Origin of the sequence: Alcaligenes nematophilus (assembly GCF_026344155.1) — a bacterium.
Taxonomy (GTDB): domain Bacteria; phylum Pseudomonadota; class Gammaproteobacteria; order Burkholderiales; family Burkholderiaceae_B; genus Alcaligenes; species Alcaligenes phenolicus.
On record NZ_JAPKMZ010000005.1, the window covers coordinates 1 to 18,791 of the forward strand.

Consider the following 18,791-nt stretch of genomic DNA (forward strand, 5'->3'; position numbering starts at 1 on the left):
GATGGATGGATGGATAACGGACAAAAGAACGACCACACGAACACTGCATCGGCCCTATGCCTCCAATCAACAGTGTCTCTATATAGATAGCGAGTTAAATGGCCTCCAAGATCGAGCATTATGCAGGGCTGCTAGCCGCTCGGGGCCCCGGGACCGGGTGTTGGGGCGAGTCAGAGTACTTGCCGCAGTCGCAGTCATGATCGGGGATGCAAGCAGTCTGCTGTTTGAGCCCAAAGTTTGTGATTGGTCCGGGGGACCAATCACTGGGCGAGTTCAGACTGCGCCCCGATCATGACTACGACAAGGGGACCGGCGCATTGCGCCGGCAAGTAGTCCGCCCCAACACCCGGTCCCGGGGCCTCGAGTGGCGACCTACGTAGAGCGGTTGAAACAATGAGCGCCCTCTCTATATAGAAAGGCCATTCATTGTTGCGACTCAACCCTCTATATATAGTTGGGTGGTGAGCCTCCCCAAGAAGTAATCCAATCCCCCCACCCGCTATCCTCACTGACCTTCAATAGCCCTTTGGTTCTCAGTCTCTTTGCTTAGCTCTTAGATTCTCCGAGTCTCTAAGTCTCTAAGTCTCTAAGTCTCTAAGTCTCTAAGTCTCTAAGTCTCTAAGTCTCTAAGTCTCTAAGTCTCTAAGTCTGCACCCATGAGAACACCAATCATCTCAACACATCCTCTCTAGTAGAAAAAACCCAGCTTTCTCTCACCGATAGAACGTCCTCTACACCGACACGCTCTCTCTATATAGAGGACAAAGACACACCTGCAGAAAGCAACTACAGAGACACAAGCTCACCCAAGGCAGGGCTACAAACACAGCTCCCCCTCCTATCTACTCTATATATAGAGAGATCCTCCCCCCTTACGCCCCCAAGCAATAAGCTAATCCCCAATTCATTGTTATTTTCTGTAGCGACGTTCATTACCATTCCTTATGCACTTAATCCTCTAAGCAGGCCTCTGCTTACTCAAGAGAGTAATAATGATCAAACCAATCCTCATCTCCTTGGCATTTGCATTCAGCGCGGTCCTGGCACCGACTGCTTCCGCAGAGCCAAGCACACCCGACACGGCAGCCAAACCAGCCGCATTGATCTCGGCTGGCGACCTGGCCACCAAGCTGGATCAAAACAATCTGCGCATTCTGGATATCCGCACAGACAAAGAATATGCAGCAGGCCATGTACCAGGTGCCGTCCACACTCCATATGGTGCCTACCGCGGCCCAGCCGAGAACGCCGGTGCCCTGCGCTCCGAAGCCGAGCTGTCTGCCCTGTTCAGCAAAGCCGGCATTTCCAAGGACAGCTACGTTGTCGTCACCTACGCGGGCGCCAACCCCACGGACTTCGGCGCAGCAGCACGCGTGTACTGGACACTGAAAGCTGGCGGCCTGACCCAGCTATCCATTCTGGACGGCGGCCTGCAAGCCTGGGAAGCCGAAGGCAAAGCCCTGAGCAAAGACACCCCCACTGTCACCCCCACCGAATTCAGCTACCACTACAACAAAGACATGGTGGTCAGCACACAAGAAGTCGCTGACTACATCAAGAACGGCCAGGCTCCCGTCCTGCTGGACGCTCGCCCAACCGAATTCTTCAAAGGCGAAAAGCGCGTTGACGCCGCCGCCCGCTACGGCACCCTGCCCGGCGCACGCGAGCTGGACTTCAACAGCTTTTTCCGTAGCGACAAACCTGTCCTGAAAGACACCGGAGAACTCGTCAAGATCGTCAAAGAACAAGGCCTGGACGACAAACCCACCGTTTCGTTCTGCAATACTGGCCACTGGGCTGCCACGAACTGGTTTGTCCTGTCCGAACTGGCCGGCAACCCTAACGTGAAGCTCTACCCCGAGTCCGTCGTGGAATGGAGCCGCAGCAACTTGCCTATGGATAACCAGCCCTCCCGTTTCGAAGTTCTGAAACTCGATGCCAAACGCGCCATTAACTAAAGAAATCGATCATGCTTTATCTGACTAGACTGGGCTTTATCCTGGCCAGCCTGGCCCTGATTGTTGGGGTCGCTCTGGTAGGTGGACTGCGCCAAGGCCTGCTCGCCCTGCTGGGGATTGGCTTTGGTGCCGTACTGCAAGGAGCCCGTTTCGGTTTCACGACCGGCTGGCGCAACTATATCGAGCGCCGTGACCCTCAAGGTATCTGGGCACAAATGCTCCTGCTGGTATTGGCCGCCGCCTTCACCCTACCCTTGATCGCCGATAGCGGTGGTGAGCTGGTTGGCGCGATTGCTCCATTGACCATCAGCCTGGTATTGGGCGCCTTTCTGTTTGGCGCTGCCATGCAACTGGCCGATGGCTGCGGTTCCGGCACTCTCTATAAAGCAGGCGCAGGCGCACCGATTTCCTTTGCGGTTCTGCCTACCTTTGCTATCGGTAGCTTTCTAGGTGCATCGCACCAGCCAGGCTGGATTGCGCTGGGTGGCCTACCCGCTATCGACCTGACTGTGTCCTTGGGCTGGCCCACTGCCTTGTTGATTACCGTACTAGGCTGCGCCGCCGTATCCTGGTTCGTCGGCCGAGGTGCACGTCGCCATCGGAAAGAGCAAAACAGCCCACCTGCCAAATGGGAAATGCGCTGGTGGATGGGCGCTTTGCTGCTGGCCGTGCTGTATGCCATTCACATGATCGTCGCAGGCCAACCCTGGGGCATCGTCTATGGTATTGGCTTGTGGGGCGCAAAAGTATTCTCGGCTCTGGGCTGGTCCCCGGTTGGCGACGCGTTCTGGGGCGTGGCTCCACATGCACAACGTCTGGCTGAACCCGTCCTGGCTGATGTTACTTCGGTCACCAACTTTGGTTTGATTTTGGGCGCCATGGCAGCCTCACGCTGGAATCATCCTGCCAATTTCAAATCCCCCAATGCCCGCACTTTGTGGGTAGGCGCAATTGCGGGCCTGGTGATGGGCTACAGTGCCCGTATGGCCTTCGGATGTAATGTGGGCGCATTCCTGGGAGGCATCGCCTCGGCCAGCATCCATGGCTGGGTCTGGTTTGCACTGGCCTTTGCCGGGTCCATCATAGGCGTGCGCATTCGTCGCCGCGTTAATCCTTGAGTCGTGCAAGCATGAGCAAAACTACTTTCCGCCTTATTACCAGTACCTTCTGGCTGGTCGTTGTCTTGCTAGTTGTCATGGACAGCCTGCAAGACTATCCCTACCGCCCCGAGCCCGCCCCCATTGCCTGGGGTAGTGGACAAGCCGCTAGCGGCGGCCACTGCTCGGGTCGATAAGCCGGGGCCTACCCGGCCTGTAACACCCCTGATGGGAGAAAACCTGGCAGCCTTACTTGGCTGCATCGGGTTTCACCATCAGGGGTTTTCTTTTGGGTGAAGGAAAGCGCATCGGCTTATAGTGACAAACCGACAGCCTGCATTGCCCGCCCCCACATAAGCGCCAGAGCACGACAAAGCAAGCACAGAGCCGTGCTAGCATCAATCAGATTTCCCAACCCTCTGTTGTCATGCTGACCTTCCTTCGCACCACCTTTAGCCGCAGCCTGCGCATGTTTTATACCGTTGCGCGCATCATGCTCCCCATCATGATTGCGGTGCGTATTGCCGCGCAGTTGGGTCTGATCGAGCAAGTCGGTAAACTGATAGGCCCGATCATGGCACTGGTTGGCCTGCCAGCCGAAGCCGGTATTGTCTGGGCAACCACGGCTCTGGCCGGTATTTACGCTGGCATAGGATCAATGGCGGCCTTGGGCGACAGCTTGAGTTTCAACGTGGCTCAAATCAGCGTCTTGGGCACCATGATGCTGTTTGCACACAATATGCCTATGGAACAGGCAATTGTGCGTCGGGCCGGAGCCAGCTTCTGGTTTACCGCCACGCTGCGGATTGTCTGCGCCCTGCTTTACGGTGGCCTGCTGGCCTGGGGTTTGAATAGCGCCGGGCTGTTACAGGAACCCGTGTCCCTTGCCTGGCTTTATGGGCAATCCAATGCCACACAAGGCGGTTGGCAAGGCTGGGTAGACTGGTTGTGGGGAACGGCCAGCTCGCTATTCATGACTTGGCTGATTATTCTTGGCCTGCTCCTGATCCTGTCAGTCCTGGAGAAAATCGGCTTCACCCGATTGCTGACTCGACTCCTGCTTCCCTTGCTCCGCTTTTCAGGCTTGGAAGAACGAGTCGCCCCCACCACCACGATTGGCGTATTGCTGGGCTTGAGCTACGGCGGTGCCTTGATTATTGATGAGTCCCGCCAGCAGAACTACAGTCCCAGAACACGCTTGCTGGCCTTGTCCTGGCTGTCATTGAGCCACTCCCTGATTGAAGACACCATTCTTATTCTGGCTCTGGGTGCCAACATCTGGGTGGCCCTGGTCGGCCGACTTGTTCTGACCTTGTTGGTTATTGGCCTGATGGCCCGTGTGACATTACCAGGTAGCGCCCTGTACAGACGCTACCTTGCTTCTGCCTCGCACCCTCAGGATGCTTAGCTTTTGACCAGCAGATCCTGAAAACGCTGGTAGAACTTCTTGAGCTTGGGCGCAATGACCATCTGGCAATAGGCTTGCTCGGGGTGCAATGCAAAATAATCGTGGTGATAATCCTCGGCCTCCCAGAAAGTGGAACTGTCGAGCACATGGGTCACGATTGGTGCATCAAACTGCGATTTGATTTCTTCGATGACTTCAAAGGCCTGGCGGCGCTGTTCTTCATTTTGACAAAAAATTGCCGACGCATACTGTGGTCCCTGGTCAGCGCCCTGACGATCCGGCGTGGTAGGGTCATGGGTCAGGAAAAATACCTCCAGCAAATCCCGATAGGAAATGACGGAAGGGTCGAATTCCACTTTGACCACTTCAATATGGCCGGTCTGCTTGCCGCAAACCTGTTCATAGGTGGGATGCTCTACATGGCCGCCACAATATCCGGGCACCACAGACTGCACACCTCGCAAGGCTTTGAAAATCCCTTCAGTGCACCAAAAACATCCGCCACCTAATATGGCTGTTTCCTTCATGAATTCTCCTTTGTTGACGAATTGGCTAGACTCAGCAACCAGGCTGCAATAGCTTGTGCTTGCTCGGCGCTGATCCGGTTTTGAGCGGGCATGGGAATAGCTCCCCAGTTCCCCCGACTACCCTGTTGAATTTGTCGCTGCAAATACGCCTGAGTTTCCTGCGCCGGACCTGACGCGTAGCGTTGGGCGATCTCCCGAAAAGGGGGCCCGACCCGTTTACGATCAATTTGATGACAGGACAAGCACTGCGCCTGCACGATATCCATCAGCGCTACCGTATCAGCCTTTGCCACCGGATTAAAGATCATCAATCCACAAAAAACTACTAATGGTAAACGTCTGGCCCAAGAGACTGAATGCAGCATGATCCTTCCCTTACAATTTACCCAGCCCTGGTCTGGGCTCGCAGTCACGCTATTATCTGATATTCATCTCTGTAATGGGCACGCATGTTAATTCACCCGCAGTTTGATCCCGTCGCCATACAACTTGGACCCCTTGCCATTCATTGGTATGGCTTGATGTATTTAGTGGGCTTTGGCCTGGTTTGGCTGGCTGGCACAGCACGTATCCGTGCGGGCTATGACTTGCTGACCCGCAAGGACCTGGAAGACCTGATCTTTTACTGCGTCCTGGGCGTGGTGGCAGGTGGGCGTCTGGGCTACACCCTGTTCTATCAACCCTCTTACTACTTGTCGCACCCGCTGGAGATTCTGTATGTCTGGCAAGGTGGCATGTCCTTTCATGGTGGTCTGATCGGTGTGCTGGTGACAATTGCGCTGTTTGCTCGAAACCGTCAACGGCGTTTTCTGGAAGTCAGCGATTTTCTGGCTCCCCTGATTCCCCTGGGGCTGGCCGTGGGCCGCCTGGGTAATTTCATTAACGGCGAACTATGGGGTCGCCCCAGTGATGTGCCCTGGGCCATGGTATTTCCGCAAGTGGATGCAACCCCCCGCCATCCTTCGCAGTTGTATGAGATGGCCCTGGAGGGCATTGCCCTGTTTATCTTGCTGTGGTGGTTCACGCGTCGTCCACGCGCCGTCGGTCAGACCAGTGCCCTGTTCCTGATCGGCTACGGTTTCTTCCGCTTCATGGTGGAGTACACCCGCGAGCCCGACGGCTACCTGGGTCTGCTCAGCGCAGGCTTGTCGATGGGGCAGTGGTTGTCCTTGCCCATGATTGTCGCTGGCCTGGCTCTGTTTGCGTATGCCAGCAAACGAGACGTTGCGCCTGGCAGTCAGAAATAAACAAAACAGCAGAAAAGAAAAAAGCCCGTCCAGATCTGGACGGGCTTTTTTTGTAGGTGCCCCACCATTGCCGTCAAGACCGGCATCCTGGAACCGAGGGTCCAAGATCGGCTGTCATCAAGCCAGCTTCGGGTTCGTCGACGAGGACGATCGCTCCTACTGGCTAATCCAACAACCTGTATGCCAAAAGCATTGGTTCAAGGAATGTATGGTCGTGTCACGAACACGGCAGGGACTTACTGGGATGAAGCAGCCCGCGAGGGACAACAAGGGACTGCTTTCAAATTTGGTTTAGCGCGCGGTACCCGAAGGTTCGATGACCTCGTCAATCATTGCGTGCATGTCTTCAATTTTACGCTTGAAATCGCCAAAAGCAACATTAGCCAGAGGACCATCAGGTGCTTTAGCGGATAAAAACTCGCTGGCGATCTGAATGGCGGCCATGACGGCGATACGTTCGTTGCCAGAGACACGGCCCGAACCCTTGATAGACTGCATGCGCTGGTCTACCAGTTTGACAGCTTCCAGCAAGCGCGCTTTTTCGGAAGGAGGGCATGCCAGAGAGTAATCGCGGCCCAACAGGGAAATATCGACTCGTTCCATGACTTACTCCTGTACGGCACCGGGTAAACGCATCAGGATCGAACCAATCTGGTCGCGAGCCTGTCCTGCTACATCACGCAACACACCCATACCCGCGCGTGCGCTGTCCAACTCGCGACGCAAGGCAACTACCTGGGCCTGTTCCTGTTCAAGCAGCTTTTTCAGTTCTGCCTGATCAGCCTGCGCTTGTTGCTGCACCACATCCAGTTGACGCTGATGCGAAGCAACACCGGTGGACAGGGACTCGAACTCATCTTGTTGACGACGATTTTGCTGGCGCAAGGCGTCCAGCTCGGCATCCTGAGTTTTCAGACGAGCTAATAATTGAGCGCGTTCAGCGTTGAGCTGACGAGATTGCTCTACCAGTTGACCGATACGGTCAGCGAGAAAGTCGAGATCTTGCAACATGGGCCTTATCGTAAACCATTGCTAGCGTTACTGGGTAGAGGAATTTCATACTAATGATAACCTTTCACCCATCTTTCCATTACCTTTCAAACTTCTTTCAAAGCCTGCCATCCACCTACGAACACGCTCCCAAAAAACCCTAAATTTCCGGAATTACCGGGAAAACCCTTAAAAACTAGGGTCATCTCAGGGTTTCCAGTCTTCAAGTGCTCCATTACCATGCGTCACCTCTGTTCAATGCAGTCGGCACACGCAGAGTATGGAGCCCGCTCCACTATAAAGAAGCTGACACAGGAAAAAGGAAAACCAATGCGCAAGGCAGACAAGGAGAATCCACCTTATGCAAATTAAAAATAAACAGGACTTCTGGTCCGGGGTCATGTTCGTGGTCGTGGGCGCCGCTTTCGCGCTCGGGGCCACCAGCTACTCGATGGGAACAGCCGCCCGCATGGGGCCCGGCTACTTCCCCTTCTGGCTTGGTGTATGCCTGAGCTTGTTAGGGGCGGTTGTCACTTTGGGCTCGATGTCTGCCAAAGCAGAAAGCACCGAGGTAGAGAAGTTTAACTGGAAAGTGCTCTTCGTTATCATCGGCGCGGTCGTGCTTTGCGGTCTGACACTGAACTCGCTGGGTGTTTACATCTCCATTTTCCTGCTTGTACTGATCAGCAGCTTTGCCAGCCATGAATTTAGCTGGCCTGTTGCACTGGGCGCAGCCGTCTTTTTGGTGCTGTTCGTCTGGTTGGCATTCATCAAGGGCCTGGGGCTGGTGTTCCCCCTGTGGCCAAGTTTTCTGGCCTGATTAGGGGGTGAACGAATATGGAATTATTTGACAACCTGATGCTGGGTTTCTCGGTGGCGATCACGCCCGAGAACCTGGCCTACGCTTTGCTCGGTTGCATACTGGGCACCTTGATTGGCGTGTTGCCAGGCATTGGCCCTGTACCAACCATTGCCATGCTGCTGCCCATTACGTATGTGCTGCCTCCCGTTGCTGGTCTGATCATGCTGGCCGGTATTTACTATGGCGCCCAATATGGTGGGTCTACAACCGCCATTCTGGTTGCCCTGCCGGGGGAAACTTCGGCCGTAGTCACCGTGCTGGACGGACACCAGATGGCCCGTAATGGCCGGGCCGGTGCTGCCCTGGCGATTGCTGCTCTGGGTTCTTTCTTTGCCGGTTGTGTGGCCACCGTGCTGCTGGCCGCTTTTGCTCCGCCCTTGGCTGAAGTCGCCTTCAAGTTTGGACCTGCGGAGTATTTCTCATTAATGGTCTTGGGCCTGGTCGGTGCTGTGGTGCTGGCTTCGGGCTCCCTGCCCAAAGCTATCTGCATGATCTTGCTGGGTCTGCTGCTGGGTATGGTCGGTACCGACGTGAACTCCGGTGTTGCCCGTTACGACTTTGGTATTCCAGAACTGCAAGACGGTATCGACTTCGCCGTGGTGGCCATGGGTGTGTTTGGTTTCTCCGAAATCATGAACAACCTGGAGCTGGGCGATCAACGCGTGGAGATCACTGGCAAGGTCGGCTCGCTGTACCCCAACAAGCAAGAGTTCAAGGAGTCCTGGCCTGCTGTCGTGCGTGGTACCGCCATGGGTTCTTGCCTGGGTATCTTGCCCGGTGGTGGCGCGGTGCTGTCCTCCTTTGCGTCTTACACACTGGAGAAGAAAATCTCCAAGAACCCGGAACGCTTTGGTAAAGGTCACCCTGCTGGTCTGGCCGGTCCCGAGTCTGCCAACAACGCTGCCGCTCAAACCTCCTTCATCCCGCTGCTGACCCTGGGTATCCCCGGTAACGCTGTGACCGCGCTGATGATTGGTGCCATGACCATCCACAACATTCAGCCTGGTCCACAAGTGATGACCAGCCACCCTGAACTGTTCTGGGGTCTGATCGCCTCCATGTGGATTGGTAACCTGATGCTGGTGATCCTGAACCTGCCATTGGTAGGCCTGTGGGTGAAACTGCTTAAAGTGCCCTACCGCCTGCTGTTCCCCGCCATTCTGGTGTTCTGCACGGTGGGTGTGTACTCGCTGAACTACAACGTGTTTGACATTCTGGTCACCGCCGCCTTCGGTTTGGTGGGCTACGTCTGGTCCAAGCTGCGTTGTGAAGGTGCTCCGCTGTTGCTGGGTCTGGTCCTGGGACCAATGATGGAGGAAAACTTCCGTCGTGCCCTGCTACTGTCCCGCGGTGATTACACCACCTTTGTGACACGTCCTCTGTCCCTGTCGCTGCTGGTCCTGGCTGCCTTCCTGGTTGTGGTTGTGGCCCTGCCTTCGGTGAAAAAGAAACGCGAAGAGACCTTCGTCGAAGAGGACTAAAACACCGTCCGTTCTCTGGTTTGAACGCTCCCGCTGAAAGGGAGCATTCAAACCGGCGCAGTCAACAAGAAGGCCTGATTTCGTCTCTCCACGAAATCAGGCCTTTTTCTTTGTCAGCTGATTTCGCTGCCTGCTTTCAAGACAGCCAAATCTTTGAAAGAGCGCACAGCCCTACGTCAGGAAACAAGCCTCAGGCAGCCAGAACTGCCTGCGTACACAAGCTTCCCAGCAGGGGAGCCAGAATGACACCGGGGTGAGCCACGACGGCGAACAAACCATCTACAGTCCCAATAGGCCCACACAATGGCTGCTTGTTACTAGTCATGGGGCGCTGCCCGACCTCTATCGACAAGATGCGCGGGACAGAAGGTAGTTGCAGCAACTGGGCAATGGACTGACAGGTTTGCTCGGCCAGACGCTGCAAACCTGCCTCTCCTTCCAAAGGATAATCCAACGCCGACATCAACCCTCTTTCTTTGCCCGGTCGCAACTCCAGATCCTGAGCACAGAGTAAATGCCGGACCCGATTTCTATCAGCATCCAGGCGCAGTAACACGGCGGGCTGTTGCTCTATAGGCAACGCTACCCCTACACTGGCTGCCAAAGCCAAGGCACCATAAGCATTGGCCAGCACCACCTTGTTGGCCTCGATGACTTGCCCTTGCACTTCTATACCGTTCACTCGCCCTCCTGCCGACAACACACGCTGTACCGTACCGGACAGAACCGTAGCGCCATTCGCTTGCGCCGCTTGAATAAAACAACGTGCCAGATCTACTGGCTCCAAGGCGAAATCATCGGGCGCCCACATTGCCAAATCCGGTACGGCTGCCAACGACGGTTCTTTCTGACGCACTTGCGCGGCTGACAGGCTTTCAACCCTGGAACCGGCTGCCAGATGCTCGGCAATCAAGGCGGCTGTCTCGTCCTTCGTTTCCCCCCAGGACAAGGCTCCACGCACGGTCACAGGCAATGCCCCCAAGCTCTGCTTCAGACGCGTGTACTCTTCCAGAGCGTGTAGACGCAAGGCAAAGGCGTCAGTGTCATCAGAAGGTGTACTGGCGCTGGCTCCTACCCATCCAAAAGAGGCAGCGGTTGCGCTAGGCACACTACCCGAACCCTGATCGATCAAAGTGACTGCGGCACCCGCTTGAGTCAGATGCCAGGCGACCGACGCCCCCATCACGCCACCACCGACGACCAGCACTTTGCATTTATGCGTCATAGCTTTCTACTAATGAGTAAACAAAAAACAGCCAGCCGCTTGTGCGCATGAACAAGCGAACAACCAGCCAGGCAACAAGATACGGTCTGCTCTCAGCAAAAACAACAAGGGCCTGAATCCCTTGCGGAATTCAGGCCCTTGAGATCAGTCCAACTTACATCGTGCCTTGGCGGCGCTTGTAAAAGTTACCGATATACATGGCCAGCAGCACGAGCATGGTAGAGATCAGAATCATGATGATCCCCAGCGCCGAGAGCTTGCCCCACAAACCATCTTCGGCATAACCCAGCACCTGTACCGCCAGCACTTCCGTACCGGGACGGGACAGCACCACCGACACCGTCAGCTCACGAATGAACATGGTTGCCATCAAGATCCAGGCCGACACCACACCAGGAATCAGCAAAGGAATAATGATGCGGCGCATGGTGGTCCAGGAACTGGCCCCGGCAACGGCCGAGGACTCCTCCAGGTGGGCATGGACCTGCACAAAAGCGGCCGACAGCGGTCGGATACCGTAAGGCAGATAAGCGGCGATATAGGCCAGCAGCAAGGCGGTCAGCGTGGCATACAAAGGCGTTTGCACAAAGAACCACATAAAGCCGATCCCGATCACAATCCCCGGGAAGGAAAAGGACAGGAAGCTCAAGGTATCCAGCAGCGCCGCCGCCCGCGTTCGTAACTTGACCACCACATAGGCCACAAACAGCGATAGCAATACACCCAGACTGGCTCCGACCACAGCCAGGAACAAACTGTTCTTCATGGCCACTTTGGAGATCGGATCTTGAATGACATCAATCCAGTTCGCCCAGCTCATCAAGGAGAAGGCGCGAGCACTAGGCACCATGGAATACGGAATCATGGAGGTGTACAGCAGCACGGCCACAGGCAGCACCACCATCAGCAAGCTGATAATGCCCACAATGATGAACAAGGGGATTTTCGCGCGACGCAACTCCAGCTGAGTGGGTTTGAAACCACGGCTGGAGATCGTCACATACTTGCTGCTTTCTTTCGTCATGTAGCGATACAGAACGATCAGGGCAATAGAGGCCGACAGCACACTCATGCCCAGCGCTGCCGCTTTTCCGTAATCTGGAGCGAAGCCGGTAGAGATCATCTCGAACAGATAAGTGGCCAGCACATCCACACGACCTGGGGTACCCAGAACACGTGGCACGGCGTAGGAAGCCAAGGCCCGCACAATCGCCAGAATGAAAGCCGCCATGATGGCTGGACGCAGAATCGGCAGGGTAACCCGCGTCAAGGTACGCCACAGACCGCCCCCGAACACACGCGAGGACTCTTCCATGGAAACGTCAAAAGAGGCCATGGCAGGCGCAATGATCAGATAGGCCACGGGCATGTTCAACAAGCCTTCAACCAGAATCATGCCCCATAGGGAATAAATATTCAGCGGCGCTTCCTGCAGGCCCAATGTGTCCTGCAAGAACATATTGATCAGGCCGTTGGACGGGTTCAGCAACAATGCCCAGCTCACCGAGAACAGCAAGTGCGGAATCATCATGGGGACGATGGACAGCACCGTGAACACCCCTTTCATGGGCATGTTCGTACGCGTATTCAGGTAGGCCAGGAAAACAGCCAGCGCAGTAGAGAACAGGGACGAGCCCAGCACGAAAACCACCGTATTGAAGGTGACTTCCAGCAAGAAGGGATCGGTGTAGGCGGCTACGTATTTAGCCGTGGTAAAGGAGCCAAAAGCCGTCAGGCCCTGCGAGAAGCTGCCCAGCAGCAACATCAGGACCGGGCACAGCGTCAGAAAGCCGACGATCAGAATAAGCGACCAGCTAAGTGGTCTGCGTGTGTGATTCATGATGCCCCGCCCTTATGCCGACAACAGCATGCAGTGTTCAGGGTGCAGGTTAAAGCGTACGGTATCGCCCTCTTTCACCTTCACGTCTGGATCAATACACACCAGAAGCTGCTCTTTACCCACTTTGACCTCGGCCTCGTAGGACTCACCGACGAACTCCAGGGCCTGGACCTGACCGTGGAACAGGTTCTGCCCCACTTCATTGGCCTGGCTGCTGACACGAATAAATTCCGGGCGAATGCACAAGGTAACTTCGGTGCCCACGGGCAGGTCACGCTTCTTGCAATGCAGTTGGCCCAGTTCGCACTCCACAATGGTGGAGTCTGCACGCTGCTCCAGCACTTTGGCGCTGATCTGGTTGGCACGACCAATAAAGTCGGCCACAAAGCGGTGATCGGCATCAAAGTAAATTTTTTCTGGCGTACCAATTTCCAGAATCTTGCCACCTCGCATCACGGCGATGGAGTTGGACAAGGCCAGTGCCTCGACGCGATCATGCGTCACGTACACAGCGGTAATGTCCAGACGGCTCAGAAATTCGCGCAGTTCTTTACGGGTTTCTTCACGCAGCTTGGCATCCAGGTTACTGAGCGGCTCATCAAACAAAATGACTTTAGGCTCGGCCACCAGGGCTCGGGCCAATGCCACACGCTGCTGCTGACCACCGGACAGACGCGTTGCGGAACGCTGATCCACCCCTTCCAGCTGCACAAACTTCAGGATGTTCGCCACTTTTTCGCGAATCACCTCTTTGCGCTCGCCACGCACTTGCAGTGGGTAAGCGATATTGTCGAACACCGTCATGTGCGGCCAGATGGCGTATGTCTGAAACACCATGCCCAAACCGCGCTTTTCCACCGGCACAGCAATATTCTTGGCGCTGGACCAGACGATCTCGTCCCCAATGCGGATTTCACCCTCGTCTGGGGTTTCCAGACCAACAATGCACCGCAGCAGCGTGGTTTTGCCGCAGCCGCTGGGCCCTAACAGTGTGAAAAACTCATTAGCGGGAATCGTCAGGTTGATATTGTCCAAAGCCTTGAAGGTTTTGCCCTCTGAGACATAGGTCTTGCTTAGGCCGGTAATTTCAATTTGCATAATGAGTAAATGTTTTCAATAAAAATAAGGCGAGGCGCCAAGGCGCCCCGTTCTAGACGAACCTGTCGTTCTTGTCGTCCCGATTAACGGACGGCGAAGATACGGCTGAATTCGCGGCCCCAACGGACCAGTTCTTCGTCGCTCAGGTCGCGAATAGGCTCGACCTTGGCTTTATCGATCCCCGCAACCGGAGGGTGTACCCCTGGAGCCAGGACGTATTCGCCAACCTTGTTGGCCAGAATGCCCATGGCTTCATTACCCAGCCAGTAGTCCAGGAACACGCGAGCAGCATCAGGATGCGGGGCATTCTTGGTCAGGGCGATGGCACGTGGGGAGCCCAGCAAGGGCTGATCCGACATGGGGCCCCAGGCCAATGGCGCAGGCGACTTGGTCACGATGTACTTGGGCATGGAAATGGCAATCAACTTCTCGCCACTTTCAATAGGAGCCGGAGTTGGGCCAAACGAGGCCACGAACATGGGCTTGTTGGCAGCCAGGCCTTTCAGGAAGTCCAGCCACTGCTCTTCACTGCTAAAGACCTTTTCCTTCAAACCAATCAGCCAGCCAATGGTGGAGGGGTGGTTGGAAGGGTTGGCCATCACAATCTTGTCTTTCCACTTGGGATCGGCCAGATCTTCGTAGCGTTGTGGCGCATCCTCGGCCTTGAGGTGGTCCGTATTATAGATATAAGACACATATTCGATGCCAAATTGAATAATCGAATCGTCTTGAATGGCCCACTCGGGGTAGCCCTGCACGGCTTCGGACTGATGGGGAATCAGCACGCCCTGCTCTTTGAGCAGTTGCAGCATGGGCAAGGGAGCCTGAACCACGTCCGCCATCAACTTGCCGGCATTGAACTCGGTCAGGATGGTGGGGATGAACTTGGAGCTGGAAATACGGGTGTATTTGCCTTCAATGCCTTGCGCTTGTTGCAAGGCCTTCATGATGGGCTCTACCGCCGTGATGTTGGCGTAGAAAACAGCCTGGCCTTGAGCCTTTGCTTTTTCCAGTACGGCTGCGTCTGCCGCCCACGCCGCCCATGGCAAAGAGGTACTCATAGACGCCAGTCCGGTGGCACCTGCCAGCTTCAAGAAACGACGACGATCAAAAGTGGTCATAGGATTCAAGTTCCAGTTAATTAGCCAGGAAATTATGTGCGCCCATCATAATCCAGACAGGCAAATTCCATTTATTACAGATCTATGTTTGGTTTAGAACATGAGGGGCCTGACGCCGTCAAGCCTAAAACGTTTTGCCGCTTATTCGGGCAGGCAAAGATCAAGCCGATAAAGCTGCGCTAAGCTGTACGATCGAACAGATTATTTTCAAGGAGGCCCGCGCCATGACCCCATCCATTCAGCCTAAACACTATGAACCCGCCAGCCCGCAAAAAGTGGCGTTCATTGGTCTGGGGGTGATGGGCTATCCCATGGCAGGACATCTGGCCCAGGCAGGGCATCAAGTCACGGTGTACAACCGCAATCCAGCCAAGGCGGAACAATGGAGTAAGGAGTTCAAACAGGAATGGGCCGCTACACCAGCCCTTGCCGCTGCCCAAGCAGACATTGTCATGGCCTGTGTGGGCAATGATGATGACTTGCGCTCGATTTTTCAGGGGCCGAACGGTGTGCTGGCAGGCATGAGGGCAGGGAGCCTGTTTATCGACCACACCACTGCCTCCGCCGAAGTGGCCCAGGAACTGGGAGCACAGGCGGCCAAGCAAGAAGTTGCATTTATCGACGCCCCCATTTCTGGCGGACAGGCGGGTGCCCAGAAAGGCATGCTCAGCATTATGTGTGGTGGGCAAGCTGAGGATATGGAACGCGCCCGCCCGCTGATGATGAGCTACGCCCAGGCCTGCACCCTGATGGGGCCCTTGGGGTCCGGGCAGCTGTGCAAGATGGTGAACCAGATTGCCGTTGTCGGACTCTTGCAAGGTCTGGCCGAAGCCATGGCTTTTGGTGAACGGGCCGGACTGGATATGGAGCAGGCCCTGTCTGTATTGACCAAGGGCGCGGCGCGCAGCTGGCAAATGGAAACTAAAGGCCCCACAATGCTGGCCAGAGACTTTCAGCCCGGCTTTACCGTGAACTGGATGTTGAAGGACCTGGATTTGGTGCAGCGGGAGGCACAGCGTAATGGGGCCCAGCTTCCCGCAACCCGCTTGATTCAGGAGCAGTTTGCGAAGATTGCCCAGCAGGGCCATCGCGATTGGGATATTTCTACCCTGTTCAATCTGCTGGCCCGTCCAAACGACGCGGCTTAATTCACGTGTTTTCTGGTTTAGGCGCTTCGGACTGCAGCAAGGGCAAGCGTAGCGTCGCCTTCAAACCGTAGCCGCCCATATCGTTGGGCTCCCCATCGGTCAGCACAATCGTGCCGCCATTGCGCTCGGCGTAAGCCAGCGCAATGGCCAGACCCAGCCCGGAGCCAGAACCCCGTCCACCCTTGCGTGCCGGGCCGCCCCGGTCAAAACGTACAAATACGCTTTCACGCAAACTGGCGGCCAAGCCCATGCCGTTGTCGGTAACGCTGATCCAGGCCAGCTTGTCGTCATGCCCGGCAGAAACCGTAATTGCACTGCCACTACCAGCGTGATTGATGGCGTTGTGAATCAGGTTGGAAACGGACTCGTGAATCTCGGCATCGCTGGCATACACCCACAAAGGTGCCTGCTCGCCCTCTTCTCCTGGCCCGATCCAGCCCAGATCCTGACGATGCTCACGGGCCAAAGGTAGATATTGCAACACCACCTCACGCCCCAGACTGGCCAGGTCAACCTGCCCCTGGCTCATGGTGGTGGTATGACTGGCATGAGCCAAAGCCAGCAACTGCTCGGTCAGGCGAGTGGCCTGCCCCAATTGCTTGATGATCGCCCCCAGGGATTCGCGTACACGCTCGATATCCGGTTCACGGCGAGCGTATTGGGCCTGGGTATGAATGATCGCCAAAGGGGTGCGTAATTGATGCGAGGCGTCGGCCAGAAACTGGGCCTGCCGATCCAGCACGGAACGATACAACTCAATATGGTGATTGACCGAACGCACCAAAGGCACTACTTCACGAGGAACATCACGTTCGTCCAAAGGCTGCAAGTCGTCCACGCTACGGTTACGCACTTCCTGTCGCAAAGCCTGCAGGGGGCGCAAGGCCCACGCTACGGCAAACCACACCAACGCCACAGCCAGCAGCAACATACGCAAATTGCGGAAAATGCCTTCGCGCCAGGCTTCTTGCTGAGTGCGCAAACGCAAATCCAGACTTTCGCCCACCATGACCAGAACCTGCCTATGCTGGCCTTTGTAGTGCAGATCGCGCCACAAGGCCACCATGCGCACGGTGTCATTGCGGAAATACGAATCGTAGAAAACCGGCACGCCTTCATGGTCGGCCAGATTGGAAGGACGCGGCAGCCCTTCCATCCCCAGCAAGGTGCGCCCTTTCAACTGATTGGCATCAACACCGCCCAGGTTACGGACCAAAGGGGTAATTTCTTCGACACGGAAATACTTGCGATTACCCGGTCGGGATTCCAGCATGACCTGCGCATAAAAAGGCGGATCAATACGCAAACTGCCGTCAGTATTGAACTCCACGCTGGTCTCCAGCACTTTGGCCGGTTCCAGCAAGGCGCTGTCGTAGACATTTTCCGTGACCGCGTTCATGGCCAGGTAGTCTTCCCAGCTGTCGTAAAGCAGTAAAGCCACCACCCCCGGTATCAGCAGTACCAGCAGCCAAAAGCGCAAACTGCCTTGCCAGGCATTGGCGGGGGGTGGAGAAGGGGCCGTCATGAAACGCCGGATTCCGCCTCAAGCACTTCCAGCATGTAGCCCAGACCGCGCACCGTCACGATGTGCACATCGCTATTGGCCAGCTTCTTTCGCAAGCGATGCAGGACCACCTCGATAGCATCAGGGCTGGCATCACTATCGTGCTCGAATACTCGGGCAAATAGCTGAGACTTTTCTACAGGCATGCCAGAGCGGCTGATCAGAACCAGCAAGGCCGCATGTTCACGCGGCGTCAAATGCACAATGGCATTGTCCAGCAGGAATGCTCGGCTCTCAGGGTTGTATTCCAAAGAGCCACAGCTGACCACTGGAGCCACACGGCCACGGCTACGCCGTACCAGTGCCGCCAGGCGAGCTTCCAGCTCTTCCAGGGCAAAGGGTTTGGTCAGGAAATCATCGGCACCCAGATTCAGACCACGAACGCGATCCTGCAAGGCACCTTGAGCGGTCAGAATCAGCACAGGAGTGTGATCGCCGCGTTCGCGCATCTCGCGCAAAAGCACCAGCCCGTGTTTGTCGGGCAGGCGCAAATCCATCACGACCGCATCATACTCATGGGCCGCCAACAGTACTTCTGCCGAGCGGGCGTCATGAGCGGGATCGGGCAAAAAACCACTTTGCGCCAAGGCCCGCTCCAGCCATGCGGCCATTTCCCGCTCATCTTCAACCAATAATATGCGCATGATCCCTGCTATCTAAGGTATCGGCATCAACTGCGCTTTGCAGGCGCTGACGTAAATAACGATTTTCCTGCCGTCGTCGGAACAAAATATCCGACAGCTCGTTCAGCGCTTGCTGATAGACTTCCCGCTTGAACTCAATCACTGAATCAAGTGGCACCCAATATTGACTCCAGCGCCATGCATCAAACTCCGGCGTCGACGAGGAACGCAGGCAGACATCACTGTCTCGCCCTACCAGCCGCAACAGGAACCAGATTTGTTTCTGGCCCTTGTAATGGCCACGCGCCTCCCGACGTACAAAATGATTGGGCACGTTGTAGCGAAGCCAATCTCGCGTCCGGCCTAATATACGGATATGCTCAGGCAGCAAGCCCACTTCTTCATGCAGTTCGCGGTACATCGCTTGTACGGGTGTTTCACCGTATTTAATACCGCCTTGCGGGAACTGCCAGGCATGTTCCCGAATACGCTTGCCCCAAAAAACCTCGTTCTTGCGATTAACGAGGATAATTCCGACATTAGGACGGTAGCCTTCACGATCTAACATAGGCCACCTCTAACGAATTCAATACAATTAGATC

The 18,791-nt window shown here is 55.7% G+C and carries 19 protein-coding genes and 1 other RNA gene; 8 read left to right on the plus strand and 12 right to left on the minus strand.

The features are described from left to right. Positions 1-992 precede the first annotated feature (992 nt). From OSH04_RS13695 to OSH04_RS13710, 4 genes are all read left to right on the plus strand, one after another. Positions 993-1,958, plus strand: a complete 966-nt coding sequence (locus tag OSH04_RS13695; RefSeq protein ID WP_009454928.1) for a sulfurtransferase — start codon at positions 993-995, stop codon at positions 1,956-1,958. An 11-nt stretch (positions 1,959-1,969) separates the two neighbouring features. Further along, on the plus strand, positions 1,970-3,076 hold the full coding sequence (locus OSH04_RS13700; protein ID WP_060186627.1) for a YeeE/YedE family protein: 1,107 nt from the start codon (positions 1,970-1,972) through the stop codon (positions 3,074-3,076). An 11-nt stretch (positions 3,077-3,087) separates the two neighbouring features. Then, a complete protein-coding gene (locus OSH04_RS13705) occupies positions 3,088-3,252 on the plus strand; it encodes a hypothetical protein (RefSeq protein WP_009454924.1) in 165 nt (54 codons plus the stop codon). 230 nt (positions 3,253-3,482) lie between these two features. Continuing rightward, positions 3,483-4,463, plus strand: a complete 981-nt coding sequence (locus tag OSH04_RS13710; RefSeq protein ID WP_266108694.1) for a hypothetical protein — start codon at positions 3,483-3,485, stop codon at positions 4,461-4,463. Here the strand turns inward: OSH04_RS13710 and msrA are convergent. Continuing rightward, a complete protein-coding gene (gene msrA / locus OSH04_RS13715) occupies positions 4,460-4,990 on the minus strand; it encodes a peptide-methionine (S)-S-oxide reductase MsrA (protein ID WP_060186626.1) in 531 nt (176 codons plus the stop codon). The two genes, OSH04_RS13710 and msrA, sit on opposite strands and share 4 nt — an antisense overlap. Then, positions 4,987-5,355 carry a c-type cytochrome gene (locus OSH04_RS13720; protein WP_035275678.1) on the minus strand — a complete coding sequence of 123 codons (369 nt, stop codon included), beginning with the start codon at positions 5,353-5,355 and terminating at the stop codon, positions 4,987-4,989. Before OSH04_RS13720 ends, msrA begins: the two co-directional genes overlap by 4 nt. Positions 5,356-5,439: 84 nt before the next feature. Here OSH04_RS13720 and lgt point away from each other — a divergent pair, with 84 nt between their 5' ends. After that, positions 5,440-6,237 (plus strand): prolipoprotein diacylglyceryl transferase, encoded by a 798-nt coding sequence (gene lgt / locus OSH04_RS13725; RefSeq protein WP_026485505.1) that lies wholly within the window; start codon positions 5,440-5,442, stop codon positions 6,235-6,237. A 54-nt stretch (positions 6,238-6,291) separates the two neighbouring features. Here lgt and ssrS read toward each other — a convergent pair. From ssrS to OSH04_RS13740, 3 genes are all read right to left on the minus strand, one after another. After that, positions 6,292-6,475: non-coding RNA, 6S RNA (gene ssrS, locus OSH04_RS13730), on the minus strand. 53 nt (positions 6,476-6,528) lie between these two features. After that, positions 6,529-6,840 carry a cell division protein ZapA gene (locus OSH04_RS13735; protein ID WP_009454914.1) on the minus strand — a complete coding sequence of 104 codons (312 nt, stop codon included), beginning with the start codon at positions 6,838-6,840 and terminating at the stop codon, positions 6,529-6,531. Between the two features lie 3 nt (positions 6,841-6,843). Beyond that, positions 6,844-7,248 (minus strand): hypothetical protein, encoded by a 405-nt coding sequence (locus tag OSH04_RS13740; RefSeq protein ID WP_035273300.1) that lies wholly within the window; start codon positions 7,246-7,248, stop codon positions 6,844-6,846. A 340-nt stretch (positions 7,249-7,588) separates the two neighbouring features. On the opposite strand from OSH04_RS13740, the gene OSH04_RS13745 reads away from it, so the two are divergent. Continuing rightward, on the plus strand, positions 7,589-8,047 hold the full coding sequence (locus tag OSH04_RS13745) for a tripartite tricarboxylate transporter TctB family protein (RefSeq protein ID WP_009454910.1): 459 nt from the start codon (positions 7,589-7,591) through the stop codon (positions 8,045-8,047). Between the two features lie 17 nt (positions 8,048-8,064). Beyond that, positions 8,065-9,570 (plus strand): tripartite tricarboxylate transporter permease, encoded by a 1,506-nt coding sequence (locus tag OSH04_RS13750; RefSeq protein ID WP_022983204.1) that lies wholly within the window; start codon positions 8,065-8,067, stop codon positions 9,568-9,570. Between the two features lie 190 nt (positions 9,571-9,760). Here OSH04_RS13750 and OSH04_RS13755 read toward each other — a convergent pair whose 3' ends face one another. The 4 genes from OSH04_RS13755 to OSH04_RS13770 all read right to left on the minus strand — a co-directional run bounded on the left by OSH04_RS13755 (position 9,761) and on the right by OSH04_RS13770 (position 14,854). After that, positions 9,761-10,795, minus strand: a complete 1,035-nt coding sequence (locus tag OSH04_RS13755; RefSeq protein ID WP_266108695.1) for an NAD(P)/FAD-dependent oxidoreductase — start codon at positions 10,793-10,795, stop codon at positions 9,761-9,763. Between the two features lie 154 nt (positions 10,796-10,949). Further along, entirely contained in the window at positions 10,950-12,635 is a 1,686-nt protein-coding gene (locus OSH04_RS13760) for an ABC transporter permease (RefSeq protein WP_266108696.1), read from the minus strand. Positions 12,636-12,647: 12 nt separating this feature from the next. Further along, positions 12,648-13,733, minus strand: coding sequence for an ABC transporter ATP-binding protein (locus OSH04_RS13765; RefSeq protein ID WP_022983206.1), 1,086 nt, complete (start codon positions 13,731-13,733; stop codon positions 12,648-12,650). Positions 13,734-13,816: 83 nt separating this feature from the next. Beyond that, complete coding sequence (locus OSH04_RS13770) at positions 13,817-14,854, minus strand: ABC transporter substrate-binding protein (protein ID WP_009454900.1); 1,038 nt, start codon at positions 14,852-14,854, stop codon at positions 13,817-13,819. Between the two features lie 224 nt (positions 14,855-15,078). On the opposite strand from OSH04_RS13770, the gene OSH04_RS13775 reads away from it, so the two are divergent. Next, a complete protein-coding gene (locus OSH04_RS13775) occupies positions 15,079-16,002 on the plus strand; it encodes an NAD(P)-dependent oxidoreductase (RefSeq protein WP_247966492.1) in 924 nt (307 codons plus the stop codon). Position 16,003: 1 nt separating this feature from the next. Here OSH04_RS13775 and OSH04_RS13780 read toward each other — a convergent pair whose 3' ends face one another. From OSH04_RS13780 to OSH04_RS13790, 3 genes are read right to left on the minus strand one after another with little or no spacing between them, the layout of a single operon-like run. Beyond that, positions 16,004-17,527, minus strand: coding sequence for a sensor histidine kinase (locus tag OSH04_RS13780; protein ID WP_137431226.1), 1,524 nt, complete (start codon positions 17,525-17,527; stop codon positions 16,004-16,006). Beyond that, positions 17,524-18,210, minus strand: coding sequence for a response regulator (locus OSH04_RS13785; protein ID WP_022983208.1), 687 nt, complete (start codon positions 18,208-18,210; stop codon positions 17,524-17,526). The genes OSH04_RS13780 and OSH04_RS13785 overlap by 4 nt, the downstream gene beginning before the upstream one ends. Continuing rightward, on the minus strand, positions 18,191-18,757 hold the full coding sequence (locus OSH04_RS13790) for an RNA pyrophosphohydrolase (protein WP_009454891.1): 567 nt from the start codon (positions 18,755-18,757) through the stop codon (positions 18,191-18,193). Before OSH04_RS13790 ends, OSH04_RS13785 begins: the two co-directional genes overlap by 20 nt. Positions 18,758-18,791 lie beyond the last annotated feature (34 nt).